Raw genomic sequence first — 19,540 nt, forward strand, 5'->3', positions numbered from 1 at the left:
GCGTGCGCATACCGGGGAGGTGAGTGGCGCCGCGCGGCGGGGGATTGCCGGCGGGCACGCAGGGAAAGCCAAACGGAGCCGGGTTCAGCCGCATGCGCGGCCGCCGGCAAAAAAGGCGTGGTGGATCGAGGCGTGGTCTTCCACCGCCATCAGCACGGCATCGCGCACCGCGGCAGTGTTGCCGTGGCCGCCCACGTCGCGGGTGCGCGGCCCATGGGCCAGCACCTGCGACACCGCGGCCTCGACGCACTGGGCCTCTTCCTCCAGGCCCAGCGAGTGGCGCAGCAGCATCGCGGCGGAGAGCATCGCGCCGGTCGGATTGGCCACGCCCTGGCCGGCGATATCCGGCGCCGAGCCGTGGATCGGTTCGTACAGGCCGCGCTTGCCTTCGCCCAGCGAGGCCGAGGGCAGCAGGCCGAGCGAGCCGGCCAGCGCGGCGGCCTCGTCGGTAAGGATGTCGCCGAACAGGTTCTCGGTGACCACCACGTCGTAGCGACCTGGCTGGGTCAGCAGCAGCATCGCCATCGAGTCGACCAACTGGTGCTCGACGGTCACGTCGCGGTATTCCGGCGCGATCCGCTGTACGACGTTGCGCCACAGGCGCGAGGTCTCCAGCACGTTGGCCTTGTCCACCGAGGTGAGGTGATGGCGGCGCTCACGGGCCAGCGCGAAGGCGCGGCGCACCACGCGCTCGATTTCGGCCTCGGTGTATTTGCACTCGTCGGTGGCGGCGTCGGCGGTGCGCGTCTTGGCGCCGAAGTAGGCGCCGCCGGTGAGTTCGCGCACGAACAGCACGTCGACGTCCTTGAGCTTCTCGTTCTTCAGCGGCGACAGGTTGGCCAGCGCCGGATGCACCTGCAGCGGGCGCAGGTTGGCATAGACGCCGAGCGCCGCGCGCAGCGCCAGTAGGCCCTGCTCCGGGCGCACCTTGGCGTTCGGATCGGACCACTTCGGGCCGCCGACGGCGCCCAGCAGAACGGCGTCGGCCTTCTGGCAGGCCGCCAGCGATGCGGCCGGCAGCGGCTCGCCGGTGGCATCGATGGCGCAGCCGCCGATCAGGTGCTCTTCGAACGTAAAACGATGGTCGTAGTGCTCGGCCACGGCCTGCAGCACGGCGACCGCGGCCGCGGTGACCTCGGGGCCGACGCCGTCGCCGGGCAGGGTGACGATATGCGCCTTCATGCAGTGTGTTCCTCGTGCTGGTGTTCGTAGCGGGTGATCGCCTCGGCGTGCTGCAGCAGGAAGCCGAGCTGGTCGACGCCCTCCAGCAGGCAGTGGCGGGCGAAGGGTTCGAGCTGGAAAGGAATGCGGCCGCCGTCGGGCAGGCTGATGTGCTGCTCGCGCACGTCGATGGCCAGCTCCACGCCGGGGTGCTCGAGCAGCCAGCGATGCTCGGCCTCGGACACCACGATGGCGAGCAGGCCGTTCTTCAAAGCGTTGTTGCGGAAGATGTCCGCGATCTCGCTGCACAGCACCGCCTGGATGCCGTAATCGAGCAGCGCCCACGGCGCGTGCTCGCGCGAGGAGCCGCAGCCGAAGTTGCGCCCGGCGACCAGGATCGCGCAGCCGCGCGCCTCGGGACGGTTCAGCGGGAAGGCCGGGTTGTCGCTGCCGTCGGCCTGATAGCGCCAATCGTGGAAGCACAGCTTGCCCAGCCCCTCGCGCGTGGTGGTGGTGAGGAAGCGCGCGGGGATGATGCGGTCGGTGTCGATGTTCTCGTCCGCCAGCACGGCGGTGCGCGAATGGATGCGGGTGACGGGCTTCATGCGGCCTCCTCTTGGCGGACGTACTCGCGCGGATCGGCAATGTGGCCGGCCACGGCCGAGGCGGCCGCGGTGGCCGGACTGGCCAGCACGGTGCGCGCACCCTTGCCCTGGCGGCCCTCGAAATTGCGGTTGGAAGTGCTCACGACGAGCTGGCCCGGCTGGGCCAGATCACCGTTCATGGCGATGCACATCGAGCAGCCCGGCACGCGCCACTCGGCGCCAGCGGCGGCGAACACCTCGTGCAGGCCTTCGCGTTCGGCATCACGGCGCACCGCTTCGGAACCCGGCACCACCAGCATGCGCACGCCGTCGGCGACGCGGCGGCCGCGCAATACCTCGGCTGCTTCGCGCAGGTCGGACAGGCGCGAGTTGGTGCAGCTGCCGACGAACACCACGTCCACCGGCGTGCCCTGCATGGCGTGGCCGGCGCGGGCGTGCATGTAGTCCAGCGCGCGCTGCTCGACCGCGTTGCGCGGGGCCGGCACGGGCGTGTCCATGGCGATCGCCATGCCCGGGTGGGTGCCGTAGGTGACGGTGGGACGGATTTGGCTGGCGTCGACACGCACCTCGCGGTCGTAGCGCGCGCCGTCGTCGCTGGGCAGCTGCCGCCATGCGGCGACTGCCTCATCCCACGCCGCGCCCTGCGGTGCGTGTGGGCGACCCTTCAGCCAGGCGAAGGTGGTTTCGTCCGGGGCGATCAGGCCGGCGCGGGCGCCCGCCTCGATCGACATGTTGCACACCGTCATGCGCTCTTCCATCGAGAGCGCCTCGATCGCCGGGCCGCGGTATTCGATGACGTGGCCGGTGCCGCCGTCCACGCCGATCTGGCCGATGATGTGCAGGATCAGGTCCTTCGCGCCGACGCCCTTGGGCAGCGCGCCATCGATATGGATCGCCAGCGTTTTCGGCTTGCGCTGCAGCAGGCACTGCGTGGACATCACGTGGCCGACCTCGGTGGTGCCGATGCCGAAGGCGAGCGCGCCGAACGCGCCATGCGTGGAGGTGTGGCTGTCGCCGCAGACGATGGTCATGCCCGGCTGGGTGGCGCCCAGCTCCGGGCCGATCACGTGCACGATGCCGCGGTCGCGGCTGTCCCAGCCGTGCAGCTCGATGCCGAACTCGGCGCAGTTCGTTTCCAGCTTGGCGACCTGCGCCTTCGCTTCCGCGTTGGCGTAGGGGCGCTCGCCGTCGGGACCGGGCGGCAGGGTCGGGGTGGAGTGATCCAGCGTAGCCAGGGTGCGGTCGGGGCGGCGCAGCGTCAGGCCGCGGCCACGCAGCTCGTCGAAGGCCTGCGGCGAGGTCACCTCGTGCACCAGGTGCAGGTCGATGTACAGGATCGCCGGGGTGTCGGCCGATTCCGGCGCCACCAGGTGGGCATCCCACAGCTTCTCGAACAGGGTGCGCGCGCTCATGCGGCGATCTCCTCGGAAGCCACCGCAGGCACCACTTCCAGCCAGCCCCAGCGGTCTTCGGTGCTGCCGTCGAACAGGCCGAAGAAGCGCTGCTGCAGCGCGCGGGTCACCGGGCCGGGCTCGCCCGTACCGACCGCCTTGCGGTCGACCGAGCGCACCGGCGTGATCTCGGCAGCGGTGCCGGTCATGAAGATCTCGTCGGCGCTGTACAGCGCCTCCCGCGGCAAGTCGCGCTCTTCCACCACGAGGCCGAGGTCGCTGGCCAGCGTGATCACCGAGTCGCGGGTGATGCCGGCGAGGATGCCGGCACTGGACGGCGGGGTGAGCAGCTTGCCCTTCTTCACCAGAAACAGGTTCTCCCCCGCGCCCTCGCTGAGCAGGCCGTTGTGGCCCAGCGCAATGCCTTCGTCGAAACCGCCGCGGCGCGCCTCGGCGGCGATCAGCTGGCTGGACAGGTAATTGCCGCCGGCCTTGGCCCAGCTCGGCAGCGTGTTCGGCGCCGGCCGATGCCAGGACGACACGCAAACGTTGGCGCCTTTCTCGCGGGCGTCGCCCAGGTAGGCGCCCCATTCCATCGCCATGATCGCCACCTCCACCGGCGCGCCGTCCTTCGGCAGCACGCCGAGGCCGCCCGCGCCGCGGAACACGATCGGCCGCACGTAAGCCGCGCGCATCCGGTTGGCGCGGATCAGCTCCAGGCAGGCGGCATTGATCTCCTCCTCGCTGAAGCCGACGTCGATGTCGTACACGCGCGCCGACTCGAACAGGCGGCGGGTGTGGTCGGCCAGGCGGAAATAGGCCGGGCCCGCCGGCGTGGCGTAGACGCGCTCGCCCTCGAACACCGACGAGCCGTAGTGCAGCGCGTGGGTGGTGACGTGGACGTTGGCGTCGGCCCAGGGCTTGATGCGGCCGTTGTGCCAGAGGAAGGGCGTGCTCATCGGTGGCTCCGTGCGGGTGTCGGTTGCGGCATGGACTGGCATTACAGGTGCGCCACGGCGGCCGGCTCGCGGACCGGCTGTTGGCGTTCGATGCGGTTGACGATGGCCAGCGCGGCGAGCGCGGTGGCCTCGACGATGTCGGTGCTGATGCCGTGGCCGCGCCAGTCGCGGTCGGCATGGCGGGCGGTGAGCTGGGCCTGGCCCTGGGCGTCGCCGCCCTCGCTCACCGCGCGCACGCTGAAGTCGGTCAGTTCCACGGCGTGGCCGGTGGCGCGCTCGATCGCGCGCAGCACCGCGTCGACCGGGCCGTCGCCGATCGCCGCCTCGCTGGCCTCGTGGCCGGCGTCGTGGGCCAGCTTCACCGAGGCCGATGCACTGCCCAGGTGGGTGGTGCTGTTGAGCTGCACGATGCGCCACGGACCGGTGGCCTCCGGGTCCTGGCCCAGCGCGATCGCCTCCAGGTCTTCGTCGTGCACTTCGCGCTTCTTGTCCGCCAGCGTCTTGAAGCGGGCGAAGATGGCGTCCATCGCTGCCTCGTCGGGCTCGTGGCCCAGCGACTCCAGCCGCTGGCGCAGTGCGGCGCGGCCGGAGTGCTTGCCCAGCACCAGCCGGGTCTCGCCGATGCCAACGTCCTGCGGCCGCATGATTTCGTAGGTGCCGCGGTGCTTGAGCATGCCGTGCTGGTGGATGCCCGATTCGTGCGCGAACGCGTTCTCGCCGACGATCGCCTTGTTGCGCGGCACCGGCTGGCCGGTCAGCTGGACCAGCAGGCGCGAGGTCGGGTAGAGCCGGCGCGTATCGATGCGCGTGTCCACGCCGAAGAACGGCTTGCGCACCTTCAGCGCCATCACGATCTCTTCCAGCGCGGCGTTGCCGGCGCGCTCGCCGATGCCGTTGATGGTGCACTCCACCTGGCGCGCGCCGGCACCGATGGCGGCCATCGAGTTGGCCACCGCCATGCCGAGGTCGTCGTGGCAGTGGGTGGAGAACACCACCTGGTCCGCGTCGCGCACGTGCTGGCGCAGGTAGCCGAACAGCTCGGCGATCTCCGCCGGCGTGGTGTAGCCCACGGTGTCCGGCGCATTGAGCGTGGTGGCACCGGCGGCGACGGCGGCGCTGAACACCTCGGCCAGGAAGTCGGGCTCGGTGCGAAGGGCGTCTTCGGCGGAGAACTCGACTTCGTGGCAGAGCTGGCGCGCGCGTTCGACGGCGGCGACGGCGGCATCGAGCACCTGGGCCTTGCTCATGCGCAGCTTGTGCTCGCGGTGCAGCGGGCTGGTGGACAGGAACACGTGGATGCGCGAGCGCCGTGCCTTTTCCAGCGCGCGCGCGGTGGTATCGATGTCGCCGCTCTGGCAGCGCGCCAGGCCGCACACGGTGGTGGTCTTCAGCGTGCGGGCGATCTCCGCGACCGCAGCGAAATCGTCCGGCGAGGCCTGCGGGAAGCCCGCTTCGAGCACGTCCACGCCCAGTGCTTCCAGCGCCTGCGCCATGCGCAGCTTGGCGCGGCGGTCCATCGAGAAGCCCGGCGCCTGCTCGCCGTCGCGCAGGGTGGTGTCGAAGATGCGTACGCGGTCGGCATCGTCGGGCGGGGCTACGGCTACGTCGGTGTCGCGGTTCATCGGGATTCTCCGGAAGAGGCGGAACGCAGGCCAAAAAAAACCCCGCTCCGGTGTCGGTGCGGGGTCTGGGGTTGTCTCAGGTGTGTTTCTTTTGCCTGGACGCAGCCGCTAGCCCGCACCTCCGCTGGTAATGAGGAGTACGAGTACAAGAGCAAGAAGAAGAAGGGTGCCGCCGGCCAGCAGCGGGTCGCCGACCGTCGTGGGACGACGGCTCAGGGCGAGGCTGTGGTGGCTGCTGCGCTGCGACATGAACCCGACCTTAGGTCACCCGAAAAGGCGGCGTCAACAGTTTCATGTGAATCCATGCAAAAAAAGTGATTTGGACGTCCAGATGTCCATATGCTCGGGTTGCATGAACCAGGCATGGCGCGGTGCGAGAGCGAACGCGCGCGTATGGAAAGGTTTGTGCGCGAATCATCCGAAGCGCGCGGAATAGAGCGAAAATGGCTGCGGATGGCGCTTCGCGGCCGCCAGCGCGGCGCTTTCGCCGTGCTCGCAGTGGGGTCTGTCGCGTCTCGTAGCGAGGGGTCGAGGCGTCCGGTCACGATCGATTGGCGCAAAAAGAAGGGGCCGGCGCGTGCCGGCCCCGAAGGGTTTTCGCTATCGCGTCGCGCCTTCGCCCAGGCGATGGCGCGACGCAGCAGGGTCACAGCTCGGTGCGGAACTCGACGCCGATCACCCGCGGGTCGTTCACGAAACCGGTGCGGTTGTTGAAGTCGATGGCGCCGATCAGCGCGCGCTTGTTGGTGATGTTGCGGCCGTACAGGGCGATCTCGCGGCGGCCGTAATCCCAGTTGTAGCCCACGCGCAGGCCGCCCTCGAGCAGCGGCTTGCCCTTGAACTCGGCCGAGTCGTAGAGGAAGAAGTTCACCTCGCTGCGGTAGTTCCAGTCGGTGTAGACGAAGAACTCGCCGCTGTCGCCGTAGGGGATGCCGTAGCGCGCGGTGAGCGTGCCGATCCACTTGGGCGAGTTGGGCAGCACGTTGCCGTCGATCAGCGCGTTGCCGTCGGCATTACGCGGGTCGAGCACGGTGCACTGGGCGCCGCACACGGCCACCGCCAGGTTCGGATCCTTCAGCTCGGTGTGGTTGTAGCTGCCGCCGGCGGTGAGCACGAAGTTCGGCGTGAGGTAGGCCTCCAGGTCGAACTCGGCGCCGTAGCCTTCGGTTTTCTTCGCGTTGATCAGGCGGGTGATGTTGATGTCGCCACCCACCGCGGTGAGCTGCTCGTTGTGCATGGTGTAGCTGTACACGTCGGCGTTGAAGCGCACGTGGTTGTCCATGCCGGTGGACTTCAGGCCCAGCTCGTAGGAGGTGATCGTCTCGGGCTTGGCCTGCGAGATGAAGTCGGAGAACAGCACGCGGCCCTGCACGCTGGGCGCGCGGAAGCCGTTGGCCACGCGGGCGTAGACGTTGACGTTGGGGCTCAGCGTCCAGGTGCCGGTGACATCGCCGCTCCAGCGCGAGTCGTTCGGGTTGGCGGTGAGCGTGAGCGGCGGCGCGCCGAGCGGCGAGAGCAGGCGATCGACGCGGAAGTCGCGCTTGTCGTGCGAGTAGCGGGTGCCGGCACGCAGCTCGAAATCGTCGGCCAGCTGGTAGTTGACCGAGCCGAACACCGCCCACGCCTTGGTGCGCTGGGTCTGGTTGGCGTAGCCGTCCTGCGCGTGGTTGTCGAAGGTGGCGTAGTCGAAGTTGCTGATCGCGATGTCTTCGTCGAAGTAGTACGTGCCGACCTGCCAGTTGAGGCGATCCTGGCTGTTGCTGGCCAGACGGAATTCCTGGGTGATCTGGCGGTCGTGCGGCATCGCGTCGGCGGTCTCGGACGGGAACGGGATGAAGCCCGGGCCCATCGGCAGGTGGAACGACGCGCCGTAGCCGCCGTCGACGTCGCCCAGGCTGTAGGTGGTGGCGCGCTCCAGCCCGGTAATCGAGGTGAAGCTCATGTCGCCCAGGTTCCAGTCCAGGTGCAGGTTGCTGCCCCAGGTGAACAGGTGCTGCTGGTTGCGGCCGTCCTGCGCCACCTTGTCGCGCTGGAAACCGGCTTCGAACTGGTTGTCGCCCAGCGTGATCGCGTTGGCGCGGTTCACCGTGGCGGTGCCGTCGAGCCAGCGCGCATGGGTGTTGATCAGCGCGCTGAAGCCGCCGTTTTCATACAGCGCCTGCAGGCGCAGCGCGCGCTCGTTGTAGCCGCCCAGCGCGTCCTTCTTGCCGGTGAAGGTGTTGTCGATCCAGTTGTCGCGATGCTGCCCCAGCGCCGACACGCGGCCGGACCAGTGCCCGCCCAGCGCGCCACCCAGCGCCGCCTCGGCGTTGGCGGTGCCCAGCGAGCCGTAGGAGATGCGGGCGTAGCCGCTGGTTTCCTGGCTCGGGCGCACCGACTCGAACTTGATCACGCCGGCCGGCGAGTTGCGGCCGAACAGCGTGCCCTGCGGACCGCGCAGCACTTCCACCTGGGCCAGGTCGAACAGCGGGAAGCCCTTCAGGATCGGGTTCTCCTGCACGATGTCGTCGTACACCATCGACACCGGCTGCGAGGCATTGAGATCGAAGTCGCTGTTGCCCAGGCCGCGGATGTAGAAGCGCGGGAACTCGCGGCCGTACGAGGTTTCGGCGTACACGCTGGGCGCGCGCGAAGCGAGCTGCAGCACGCCGTCGCCGGCCTGGCCGAAGGCTTCGAGCTTCTCCGGCGTGAGCACGGTCAGCGACACCGGCACCTTCTGCAGGTTTTCCACCCGCTTGGAGGCGGTGACCTTCACCGTCTGCAGCTCGGTGGTCTTGACGTGCTCGGCGGCGGGTGCGGTGTCCTGCGCGTGGGCGGCGGTGAGGCCCAGTCCGACAAGAACGGAAAAGGCGAGCGCCGCGCGGCGCGGCGTGGGTACGATCGACATGGTGGTGTCCCCGGGGCGGTGGTTGGGAAAAGCGGCGGCTCTGCGGCCGCATCCGACGCATTTTCCTACGCCACCACCCGTGGGCGACAGTGCCCGGCCGGATCAGCCGCCCGGCAAGGCCCGCAATACCTCGTCCAGCGCCGCCTCCGTGGCCGGCAGCGGCGTGGCGTGGGCCGGGCGCGCCAGCATCGACGCCAGCGCGGCGGGCACCGCGACCGGATGCCCGATCAGCGGCTCCACCACGCTCTCGAACTTGGCCGGGTGGGCGGTGGCGACCACCGTCCGGTCGTCGCGGTCGCCCGCTGCGCGCAGCGTATCGAGCACGTGCACGGCGGTGGCGGTGTGCGGGCAGAACACCTCGCCATGCTCGCTGGCATGACGGGCGATAGTGGCGCGGATGGCCTCGTCGTCCACGCGGGTGGCGGGCAGCTCGCGGCGCAGCGTGGCGTCGTCGAACAGCCAGCGCAGCCGCTCGACGTTGCTGGGCGCGCCCACGTCCATCGCGTTGGCGATGGTGGCCACGGCTTCGCGCGGCCGGTAGTCCGCGCCGGCGAGGAATTCCGGCAGGGTGGCGTTGGCGTTGCAGGCCAGGTGCACGCGACCGATCGGCAGGCCGAGCGCGCGCACCCACAGCGCGGCCATCGCGTTGCCGAGATTGCCGGTGGGCACGATCAGGTTCAGCGGCTGCCCTCGTTCACGCCACCAGGCCAGCGCGGCGTGCGCGTAATAGCTCATCTGCGGCAGCAGGCGGCCGAGGCTGATGCTGTTGGCCGAGGAGAGCGGCACCGCGGCCTGCAGGGCGGGGTCGTTGAGCGCGGCTTTCACCATGCGCTGGCAGTCGTCGAAGCGCCCGGCCACGCGCAGCGCGGTGACGTTGTCGCCGAAGCAGCCGAGCTGGTGCGCCTGGCGCGGCGACACCTTGCCGTCCGGATACAGGATCGCCACGCGCACACCAGGTCTACCGTGGAACGCCGCACCGACCGCCGCGCCGGTATCGCCCGAGGTGGCGACCAGGATGGTGAGGGGCCGCGTGTCGCTGCGCGGCAGGCGCGCCAGGCAGGCGGCGAGGAAGCGCGCGCCAATGTCCTTGAACGCCGCGGTGGGGCCGTGGAATAGCTCCAGCACGTGGGCGCCATCGGCTGGCAGCGCGCGATGCGGCACGGGGAAATCCAGCGCCTCGGCGCAGATCGCCGGCAGCGCGGCAGCCAGTGGATCGCCGGCGAAGAACGGTGCGAGCAGGGTGGCGGCGGTGTCGGCCAGCGAGCCATGCGGGTCGAAGCCGGCCATGTCGAGGTGCGGCATCGTCTCGGGCACGTAGAGGCCGCCATCCGGGGCGAGGCCGGCGGCGATGGCTTCGCTCAGGGTAGCCGCCGGACTGCCGCCGCGGGTGCTGACGTAACGCAAGGTGCCCATCAACGCCCCGCCTCGTGGCTGTAGGAGCGCACCCTGCGCGCGAAAGCCTTTTGCCGATGACGTGCATGGCGCCAGAAGTGGTCGCGCACAGGGTGCGCTCCTACGGCGGGCGTCCGCCTCATGCGGCGTCTCCGGCATCGAGCAAGCTGGCCGCCGGCCCGTCGACGGGCGCGACGAAGGCGTCGCTGTCCAGTCCCGCTTCGGCGAACGCGACGCGCATGGCGGCCGCCGCACGCTCGGCCTCGGCGCGCTGCTCGTACCAGCCGAATACGCTGGGGCCGGCGCCGGAGATGCTGGTGCCCATCGCGCGGTGATCGAGCGCGGCCTGCTTCACGCGGGCGAAGTTCGGCACCAGCGGCGCGCGGCGCGGTTCCACCAGCACGTCCTTCAGGCCCTCGCGCACCAGCGCGACCTCGCCGCGGTAGCAGCCGGCGAGCACCAGCGCGAGGTTGGCGCTCTGGCTGACGAAGCTGCCCAGCGGATAGTCGCCGGCCAGCGCGGCGCGTGCTTTGCGCGTTTCCAGCACGAAGTGCGGGTGCACCAGCGCGCAGTGCCAGCTGGCCGGCACCGGAATGCGCACCAGCCGGTCGTGGGTGGCCAGCACCAGGCCGCCGAGCAGCATCGGGCCGATGTTGTCGCCGTGACGGCTGCCGCTGGCCACCGCTTCGCCGTCCAGCGCAAAGCCGTACAGCGATTCGGCCGGCAGCGGCTTTTCCAGCAGGGCGTTGGCGGCGACCAGTGCGGCCACGCAGGAGGCGGCCGAGCCGGCCATGCCCGAGCCCAGCGCGATGCCCTTGTGCAACGTCAGCTCGAAGCCGTGCGCCAGGCCCAGCGCCTTGCGCAGCGACACCAGCGCCATGCCGGCGGTGTTGCGCTGCGGATCGAGCGGCAGCTCGGTGACCACGCCGTGGATCGCGGCGATGCGCACCACCGGCTCGTCGATGCGACGCACCTCGGCGCGATCGCCGGCGCCGGCCATCGAATGGCCGAGGATGTCGAAGCCCACGCCGACGTTGCCCACGCAGGCGGGGGCGAAGGCGGAGGCGTGCAGCGCGCGTTGCGGGGCGGTGGTCATGCGGTCTCGCAGTTGGGCGTTCATGCGCGCAGCTCCAGCGACTCGGCGATGCGCAGCAGGTCGGCGAAGATGCCGGCGGCGGTGACTTCGGGACCGGCACCCGGCCCCTGCACCAGCAGCGGATTATCGCAGTAGCGACGGGTGGTGAACTGCACCACGTTGTCGGTGAGCCGCGAGTGGGCGAACGCGTGCGCGGCCGGCAGCACCGCGAGCCTCACGCTGGCGCGTCCGCGGGCGTCGAGGTGGGCGACGTGGCGCATCACGCCGCCTTCGGCGCGGGCCTCGGCCAGGCGGGCGGCCATCGGCGCATCCAGGGCGTCCAGGCGTTGCAGGAATGCGTCGCGCGTGAGCGCGGCGAGCGACTCCGGCACCAGGCTTTCCACCGCCACGTCGTCCAGCGAGAGCGCCCAGCCGGCCTCGCGGGCGAGGATCACCAGCTTGCGCGCCACGTCCATGCCGGAGAGATCGTCGCGCGGGTCCGGCTCGGTGTAGCCCAGCTGATGCGCCTCGCGCACCAGCGCGGAGAACGGCTGCGCGCCGTCGTGACGGTTGCACAGCCAGGCCAGCGTGCCGGAGAACATGCCTTCCACCGCGAGCAGCTCGTCGCCGGTGTCGAGCAGGTCGCGCAGCGTCTGCACCACCGGCAGGCCGGCGCACACGGTGGCCTCGTAGCGGAAGCGCGCGCCGCTGGCGGCGCTGGCGTGGCGGATCGCCTGCCAGCGTTCCAGCGCGCCGCTGCCGGCGAGCTTGTTCGGCGTCACCACGTGCACGCCGGCGGCCAGCCAGTCGGCGTAGCGCGAGGCCACCGCGTCGCTGGCGCTGCAGTCGATCAGCAGCGCGTCGCGCGGCTCGGCGCCGCCGCGCACATGCGCGGCGAACGCACCCAGATCGTTCGGCCGCCACACCTGGGCGCCGCCGTGGCGGCCGTTGAGTTCGGTGTCGTCGCAGTCCAGCCACATGCGCTTGCTGGCAACCACGCCGCACAGGCGCAGGCGCACGCGGCCTTCGCGTTCCAGCCGCGGCTGGGCGGCGCGCAGCTGGTCGAGCAGGGCACTGCCCACGCGACCGGGACCGATCACACCGACGGCCAGTTCACGGCAACGCAACGAGGGAGCCGCCGGCGCGAACGCCGCCGGTAATGGTTTGGGGTGTTCGAGCAGCTGGGGTGCGCAGGTATTCACGTAAGCCTCCGGATGAGGCCCCGTGCTCTTCTGGCGGTATCGGTGTGGTGCACGCCGGCCCGCCTCGTCGAGGGCGGGGCCGTTGCGTGATGGTGAAGCTAGTCGCGCACGGACACCCACCCCGACCGAGTGGTAATGGTCGTGGTGGTAATGGTCGTGGCAAGGAAGAGGGTGTCGACGCAGCGCCCGCCAGCGCAGCGCACCACGCCGGGGAGGCGAGCGGGGCGAAGGCTGGCAGGGGCGTTGTCGATCGACATGCGCCCGACGTTACGGGCGATGTTGCAACGCGGTCAACAGGTGCATTTGCAACCATCGGTGCGGCGTGACGTGCATCGCGTTCGATGCACGCACCGGTTGGTCAGTGTTGTCGGACGCTGCCGCACGCGCTGCGCCGCGGGCACACCCTCAGCGCTGGTAGTGCACGCTGAGCAGCACGTAGCGCCCCACGACGTCGTCGAACGACGGGCTGTAGGCGAGCGAGGATCGGCCGTAGTACCGCGGCCGGTGATCGAGCACGTTGTGCACGTTGATGCCGATGCGCCAGCGCGCGAAGCCGCCGTACTCCAGATTGAGATCGAGCAGGGTGAACGCCGGCGTGCTGCAGTGGCCGACGGCGCGCAGCTTGTCGGGACAGATCAGCGGGCTGTTCGCGCTGGCCTGGTAGGCATAGCGCCCCGTGTAGCGCAGATTGGCGGTGCTGACCCAGTCGCTGTACGACCACTCCACGCCGGCCAGCGCGGTGGCCTTGGGCTGGTCGGCGTAGCCGTCGTAGGGCTCGGGCGTGGCCGCCGGCTCGATCTGCCGACGCAGCCTGGCCAGCCAGTCCACCCCCAGGTTGAAGCTGAAGCTGCCCAACCGGGCGGTGTCGAGCCGGTAGCGCACGTCCAGGTCGAACGAGCGCACCGTTGTCTTGCCCAGATTCACCAGCTGCTGGTCGAAGGCGTACAGCACGCCCTGGTCGTCGCGCCGGAACAGCTCCGGATAGGCGTCCGGATGGTCGAGCGCGTAGGACACCGGCAGGGCGCGGATCTCGTGGCGGCGGTCGACCTGGTAGAGGTCCAGCGCGATGCCCAGCGCCGGCGTGGGCGCCAGCACCACGCCGAAGGTGAGGCTGCGCGAGCGTTCCGGCTGCAACTGGGGATTGCTCACGCTGTCCAGCCGCAGCGTGCATCGCGAATAGCCGCCGCCGCTCGGCCGGGCGCCGACGCACGGCAGCAGCGCGTCGGGTACTTCCACGCGTACTCCGGTGGGCAGCAGGGCCTGTGGCCGATCGAGCTCGGGCAGGGTGGGCGCGCGGTAGCCGCGGGCGAGGGTACCGCGCAGACTGACGCTGTCGGAAACGTCCCACTTCAACCCCAGCCGCGGCGAGAACGCCCAGCCGAAGCCGCTGCTGTGATCGGCGCGGGCGGCGACGTTGGCGGTGAGCCCCTTGGCCAGGGGGGATTCCATTTCCACGTAAGCGGCGGAGATCCAGCGATCGCCACGGCGCACGTACGGCGGCTGGAACTGGAACACGTCGTTGGCGATCAGCAGCGGATCGGGCTGGTCGTCCAACTGCTCGCGGTAACCCTCGATACCGGCGGCCAGCCCCACTTCACCCAGCCGCCACTGCGCCAGCGGACCGTCCGCGCGCAGGCTGAAACCGCTCTGGCTGGTGCGACCGGTGCGCAGCAGTTCGGGCGCCAGTGCGGCGAGCAGGGCGGGGTCGTTGCGGCCGCCGGGCCGGTAGCTGCCATCGGCCAGTGCCTGGTCGAGCACGCTGGTGCGCAGCAGGCCGCGCACGCGATCGGTGCCAGCGTTGTGCTGGTCGTCCAGCCGCAGGTCCCACTGCCAGTCGCCGGGGTGGCCGCGCAGGCCCGCGCTGAGCTGGGTGCTGCGTGACTGGGTGGCGTCGCGGATCGGCCCCACGTCGCTGAACGCGTAGTTGACCACCCGGCTGCTGCCCGTCGCGGGCGTGAACACCCGCAGCTGCTCGGTCGCCGGTCCTGTCTGCTGATGCTGGCGCACCATGTTCCAGCGCAGGTCGGCGTAAGCCTCCAGCGAGCCGATCGGGTGGTCGACGTGGGCCAGCAGCGAGCGGCTTTGCAGCTCGGTCTGCAAGCTGGTCAGCGGGCCGGTGAGGTTGGTGCAAGGGCCGTCCAGCGCCGTCTGCGTGCAGCTGTCGCCGGTATTGGCGTAGCCGATCTGGCCGCCGTCGAAATAGTAGATGCCGTCGCCACCGTCGCCGTCGTTGCGCGCCCAGCGCCGCGCGCTGCCCAGCAGTGGTGAGCGGTCGAGGTAATCGCCGCTGAGCATCACGTGACCGCCGTGCCCGAAGGCGGTGCCGAGACTCACCGTACCGCGCCGCTGCGAGGCGTCACCGCGCGAGGAGATGCCGGTGTTGCCGTCCAGCGCCACGCCTTCGAAGCGTTTGCGCAGGATGATGTTCACCACGCCGGCCATGGCGTCGGAGCCGTAGATGGCCGAGGCGCCGTCGCGCAGCACTTCCACCCGCTCGACCAGTGCGAGCGGGATGCTCTCCAGATCGTTGACCAGGCTGAACTCGCCCTGCGACAGGCCGTAGCCGGCCATGCGCTGACCGTCGACCAGGAACAGCGTCGCCGTGGCGCCGAGCCCGTGCAGATCCACCGCCGCCGCGCCGGTGGCGCCGGACAGGCCGTTGGCCTGGTACAGCGCGCTGTCGCTCAGCGCCACGGGCGCGTTGTTGACGCGTATCCCCGGCTGTGCGCGCAGCAGCTCGAACAGGGTCTGGTAACCGCTGTGCTCGATCTGGCGGCGATCGATCACGGTCAGCGGCGAGGCGTTCTCCATCGCCGTGCGGCGCAGATGCGTGCCGGTGACCTCCACCGCCAGCAGCGGCACCGGCACGTTCTCCAGCGGTGCGCGCGGCAGCGGGTGCGCCGGCTGCCCCGCCGCCACCGGCGCGGGCCCCATGCGGCGCAGCACGTAGGTGTCGGCATTCACGGCGTCGGCGGCCAGGCCGCTGTCGCGCAGCAGGCGCGCCAGGGCGTCGGCGGCGGTGAAGTTGCCCTCCAGCGCGACGGTGTGCCGACCCGCGGTGAGCTGCGGCGCGTACAGCAATTGGATGCCGCCGCGGCGAGTCAGCGCACGCAGCGCATCGTCCAGCGGAATCCCGGCGGCGATCCGGTAATGGCGGACGGCCGCTGCCGGCGCGGTCACGGCGTTCGCGGCGGGCAGAGCGGCAAAGAGCAGGGCCAGCGCGAGCCCGCGCGCGGCGAATCGACGACCGGGCACGGCGAACGCGGTGTGGCGCTGGGGCATCGCGATCAGCGCGCCCCGGCAGCAGGCAGCAGGGTGAGCTCGTTCGCTGCGGTGCGTTCCACCCGGAGCTTCCAGCCCTGCGCCAGCGCTTTGGCCAGCGCGTCCTGATCGCCGGCATGGAAGCTGCCGCTGACCCGCAGCGACGCCAGCGCGGGGTCGCCCAGGCGCAGCTGGGTGGTGGAATAGCGGTTCATCGACTGCAGCAGATCGTCGAGCCGGCGCTGGTCGAACGAGAGCTCGCCGTGGGTCCAGCTGCGCGCCTGGTCCAGATCCAGCGGCGCGACGGCGGCGGCATGCCCGCGCGTGTCGATGTGCAACTGCTGCGCCGGCGCCAGCTCGCTGGTCCAGGCTTGGCCCACGGTGTCGCGGCTCACCGACACGCGGCCCTCCAGGAGGCCCACGGTAACGCCCTCGGCGCGGCGGCTGACCTGGAACGTGGTGCCGATGTCGCGGATCACGTTGCCGTCCACCAGCACCACGAACGGGCGCGCGCTGTCGTGCGCCACGCGGAACTGGGCGCGGCCGTTGCGCACGATCACTTCGCGCTGGTGCGCACCGAAGCGCGTGGCCAGGCTCGACTGCGCATCAAGCCGCACCTCGGTGCCGTCGGCCAGCGTCAGCGCCTGCGGCAGGCCGGTGCCGGTGGCATAGCTGCGTTCCACCGGAGCGTCCTGGCGCATCAGATGGGTCAGCCCCACCGCTGCCAGCACCGCGGCGGCGAGACCGGCGGCCAGCCACCAGGTGCGCTGCACCCGCGCCGGCGGACGCCGCGCCAGATCGCGCCGGGCGGCCCGGGCCACCGCGCGCAGCAGCGGATCATCCGCCAGCTGAGCGGCGTTGCGGTGCAGGTATTCCACTTCGGCGAAGGCGGCGGCGTGGTCCGGGTCGGCGGCACGCCAGCGTTCGAAGGCCTCCTCGTCCTGCGGGCTGCGCAGGGGCGAGTGCAGGCGCGCGAGCCAGGCTTCGGCGCTGGTGGGAAAGTCGCTGGCGCGCGGTGATGCGGCGTGACGATTCATGGTTCGACCTCCCTGTTGAATGCACCCAGGCGCTCGCGCAGCAGGCGCAGTGCCCGGCTGATGTGCTTCTCCACCGCCTTCACGCTGATGCCGCAGTGGTCGGCGATTTCGTTGTAGGTCATGCCCTCGATCCGGTTCAACAGATAGATCTGCCGGCAGCGGTCGGGCAGGCGCAGCAGGGCGCGCTGCAGTGCCACCAACTCCTGCTGCGACGCGGTGCGCTGCTCGTGGCTGGGTTCGCTGGCGGTCAGTTGCCCGGCCTCGTCGTCCAGGCTGACGTGCTGGGCGTCGAAATGGCTGGCGGCGCGCCGGCTGCGGTCATGTAGGGCGTTGACGGCGATGCGGTAGAGCAGTGCGGTCCAGGTTTCGGGCGCGTGGCCGCGGTAGCGCATCAGCCGGGTGAGGCTTTCCTGCGCGAGGTCTTCGGCGTCGTCGGCCGAGCGCGTGCGCCGGTGCAGGAAGCGCACCAGCGCCTCGCGCTGCGAGCGCACGAAGCCGTCGAATTCGGTTGGATGACCGGTGCCGGCAAGCGTCTGCTTGGGCTCGGCTGCGCCCAGGGCCATGCGGTGGCACCGTGTGTTGACCAGAGAGATAGTCGTCACGATATCGCAACCATCGCAGCTTGTGGCCCACGAGAGAGTGCTTCCGCGTCCATGCGGAAGGCTGAGGGCCGCGATCCCTGCGCGGGGGCTTGCGTCCGCAATGCCGTTGCCGGCATTCCGGGCCACCTCCGCTCAACGCAGGCCGGCGGCTTTCCCCCTACCTCTCGATCAGGGCGAGGACAGGTCGATGGCGTAGGTCGCCGTGCCGTCGCCGTGGTCCTTGAGCTGGTGCACGTGGTGCAGCCCGGCTGCGGCGGCCACCGCCTGCTTGCCGGCAGCGGCGCGGAACACCACCGGGCCGCGGGTCTTCAGCGGGGCGAAGTGCCAGGAGGTCGGCTCCAGGTCGGCGGCGGTGAGGTGCTGCTTGCGCTCGATCCAGCGCGCCAGGATCTCGCGTGCGCCGTCGGGCGAGGCCAGCACGATGTTGCTGCCGTCCAGGCCGGGGAAATGCCCGCCGCCGCTGGCGCGGTAGTTGTTGGTGACGATCACGAACGGCTGGCCCGGGGTCACCGGCTTGCCCTTGTAGGTAAGCGAGGTGATGCGTTCGCCGGCCGGCTTCGACACGTCGATGGTGTAGGCGATGCCGCCTTGGATCTGGTCGAAGTTGTAGCCCACGTAGTGCGGGTTGATCAGCGCCTGCTCGCCCGTCTTGGCCGGGTCGATACGGTTGAAGCGGCGCGCGGACTGTTCCAGCCAGGCTTTGAGCCCGGCGCCGTCGGTTTTCACCGCCGCCAGGGTGTTCGGATAGAAGTACAGGTCGGCGGCGCTGCGCAGGGTGAGCGGGCCAGGCGCCACGTCGGTGTAGTCGTCCGGGCCGCCGAAGCCGGTGCGGAAGGCGGCGGCGGCCGAGAGCACCGGCACGCCGGCCAGCTCCGGGTGGGCCTTGGGCAGCTCGGCACGCACGTAGTCGGCCTGCGCGGCGTTGATCGGCGCCAGCGCGGTCATGTTGCCCTCGTCGGCGAAGTAGCTGCTGAGCCGCACGGCGGTGTCGCCGATCGGCGTGTTGACGTAGGCGATCGCAGCCTCGTGCACCTTGGCCACCAGCGGGGCGATCGTCGGGTCCGGCGCCACGCAGTCGGGGGCCTTGCCCTTCACCGCCGGCTGGCAGATCGGGCGCACCTGGCTGCGGGTGTCGGCCTTGTCCACCACCCACTGGCCGCCCTGACGCACCAGCGCCAGCTTGATCACGCCCAGGTCCTTGCCGAAGAAGCCGCCCATCACCGCCGGCACGCCGCGCACCAAGCCGCGCTCGGCGTCCACGTCCTTCATGCCGGCGTAGTGCGGGCCGGGGAATTCGGTGTGCGAGTGGCCCAGCAGCAGCGCATCGATGCCGGGCACGCCGGCCAGGTGCCAGCCGCCGTTTTCCATGTCCGGGGTGTAGGGGTGATCGTCCAGGCCGCCGTGCAGCACCGCGACGATCAGGTCCGGATGCTGCGCCTCCAGCTCCGGCAGGTACTTCTGCGCCGCCTCCACCACGCCGCTCACGGTCACCCGGCCTTCGAGCTTCTGCTTGTCCCACTGCAGGATCGGCGGCGGCGCAAAGCCGATGATGCCCACCTTCAGCGGCACCGCCAGTTTGCTGCCGTCCGGCGTGTAGGCCTCGATGGTCTTGCTCACCACCGCCCACGGCTTGAACAGCGGCTTACCGTCGCGCGCGCTGGCCACGTTGGCCAGCACCAGCGGGAAGTGCGGCCCGGCGCAGCGCTTGGAGGTGCCGCCGTCGACGTTCATCGGCGTGCCGGTGACCTGCGACAGGAACGGCAGGCCGTAGTTGAACTCGTGATTGCCGGCGGTGGCACCGTCGTAGCCGACGCTGTCCATGGCGCGGTAGATCGCCAGCTCCTCCTGGCAGCCCACCGGTTTGGCCAGCGCCTGGTAGTCGGCCAGCACCGAGCCCTGGATGGTGTCGCCGTCGTCGAACAGGAAGGTGTTGGGAAACTCCTGGCGCGCCTGGCGGATCAGCGTCACGGTGCGCTCGTAGCCCAGCGTCGGGTCGGCTTTGAGCTTGTAGTAGTCGTAGCCGAGGATGTTGGAGTGCAGGTCGGTGGTTTCCAGGATCGCCACGTCGGCCCGCGCGCCGTCGGCCAGCGCGGGATGGCGCGCCAGCAGGCCACTGCAGCCGGCCAGCAGACCCGCGGCGAGCACCCCCAGGGCGAGCTTGACCGGAGCAAGCCTGCTCGGAGCAGGCTTGGATATGTGGCGTGGACGAGGTGCGGCCATGGCGGTTTCCGTCGAGCGTAAACGAGGAGCGCAAGCTAGCAGATCGGCGTGTCGATTCCTCCCTCCGGCGCTTCCCGAATGGCCGGCAACGGGCCAACTTGCGGCACTCACCGCGGCTGTCATCGC

General features: G+C 70.5%; 13 protein-coding genes. All 13 read right to left on the minus strand.

The annotated features are described in order from the left end of the window. Positions 1-84 precede the first annotated feature (84 nt). The 13 genes from leuB to ACQVBX_RS15690 all read right to left on the minus strand — a co-directional run bounded on the left by leuB (position 85) and on the right by ACQVBX_RS15690 (position 19,414). Positions 85-1,182: a 3-isopropylmalate dehydrogenase gene (gene leuB / locus ACQVBX_RS15630; RefSeq protein ID WP_431635233.1), complete on the minus strand. Its 1,098-nt coding sequence runs from the start codon at positions 1,180-1,182 to the stop codon at positions 85-87. Beyond that, entirely contained in the window at positions 1,179-1,766 is a 588-nt protein-coding gene (leuD, locus tag ACQVBX_RS15635) for a 3-isopropylmalate dehydratase small subunit (RefSeq protein ID WP_431635234.1), read from the minus strand. The genes leuB and leuD overlap by 4 nt, the downstream gene beginning before the upstream one ends. After that, a complete protein-coding gene (gene leuC, locus ACQVBX_RS15640; protein WP_431635236.1) occupies positions 1,763-3,178 on the minus strand; it encodes a 3-isopropylmalate dehydratase large subunit in 1,416 nt (471 codons plus the stop codon). Before leuC ends, leuD begins: the two co-directional genes overlap by 4 nt. Then, a complete protein-coding gene (locus ACQVBX_RS15645; RefSeq protein WP_431635237.1) occupies positions 3,175-4,116 on the minus strand; it encodes a branched-chain amino acid transaminase in 942 nt (313 codons plus the stop codon). The genes leuC and ACQVBX_RS15645 overlap by 4 nt, the downstream gene beginning before the upstream one ends. A 41-nt stretch (positions 4,117-4,157) precedes the next feature. Then, the gene (locus ACQVBX_RS15650) at positions 4,158-5,738 is read right to left on the minus strand and encodes a 2-isopropylmalate synthase (protein WP_431635239.1); all 1,581 of its coding nucleotides are present in this window, start codon (positions 5,736-5,738) and stop codon (positions 4,158-4,160) included. A 646-nt stretch (positions 5,739-6,384) separates the two neighbouring features. After that, a complete protein-coding gene (locus ACQVBX_RS15655; protein ID WP_431635240.1) occupies positions 6,385-8,625 on the minus strand; it encodes a TonB-dependent receptor in 2,241 nt (746 codons plus the stop codon). A 102-nt stretch (positions 8,626-8,727) separates the two neighbouring features. Beyond that, entirely contained in the window at positions 8,728-10,041 is a 1,314-nt protein-coding gene (gene thrC / locus ACQVBX_RS15660) for a threonine synthase (RefSeq protein WP_431635241.1), read from the minus strand. Between the two features lie 115 nt (positions 10,042-10,156). After that, a complete protein-coding gene (locus tag ACQVBX_RS15665) occupies positions 10,157-11,137 on the minus strand; it encodes a homoserine kinase (RefSeq protein ID WP_431635242.1) in 981 nt (326 codons plus the stop codon). Beyond that, entirely contained in the window at positions 11,134-12,294 is a 1,161-nt protein-coding gene (locus ACQVBX_RS15670) for a homoserine dehydrogenase (protein ID WP_431635244.1), read from the minus strand. Before ACQVBX_RS15670 ends, ACQVBX_RS15665 begins: the two co-directional genes overlap by 4 nt. Before the next feature lie 405 nt (positions 12,295-12,699). Next, positions 12,700-15,576, minus strand: coding sequence for a TonB-dependent receptor domain-containing protein (locus tag ACQVBX_RS15675; protein WP_431635247.1), 2,877 nt, complete (start codon positions 15,574-15,576; stop codon positions 12,700-12,702). Between the two features lie 5 nt (positions 15,577-15,581). Next, entirely contained in the window at positions 15,582-16,592 is a 1,011-nt protein-coding gene (locus ACQVBX_RS15680) for a FecR family protein (RefSeq protein ID WP_431635248.1), read from the minus strand. Continuing rightward, positions 16,589-17,155 carry an RNA polymerase sigma factor gene (locus ACQVBX_RS15685; protein ID WP_431635249.1) on the minus strand — a complete coding sequence of 189 codons (567 nt, stop codon included), beginning with the start codon at positions 17,153-17,155 and terminating at the stop codon, positions 16,589-16,591. The genes ACQVBX_RS15680 and ACQVBX_RS15685 overlap by 4 nt, the downstream gene beginning before the upstream one ends. A gap of 207 nt (positions 17,156-17,362) precedes the next feature. Continuing rightward, a complete protein-coding gene (locus ACQVBX_RS15690) occupies positions 17,363-19,414 on the minus strand; it encodes a bifunctional 2',3'-cyclic-nucleotide 2'-phosphodiesterase/3'-nucleotidase (RefSeq protein ID WP_431635250.1) in 2,052 nt (683 codons plus the stop codon). Between the last annotated feature and the right edge of the window lie 126 nt (positions 19,415-19,540).

It is taken from the genome of Dyella thailandensis, from assembly GCF_050749815.1.
Lineage (GTDB): Bacteria > Pseudomonadota > Gammaproteobacteria > Xanthomonadales > Rhodanobacteraceae > Dyella_A.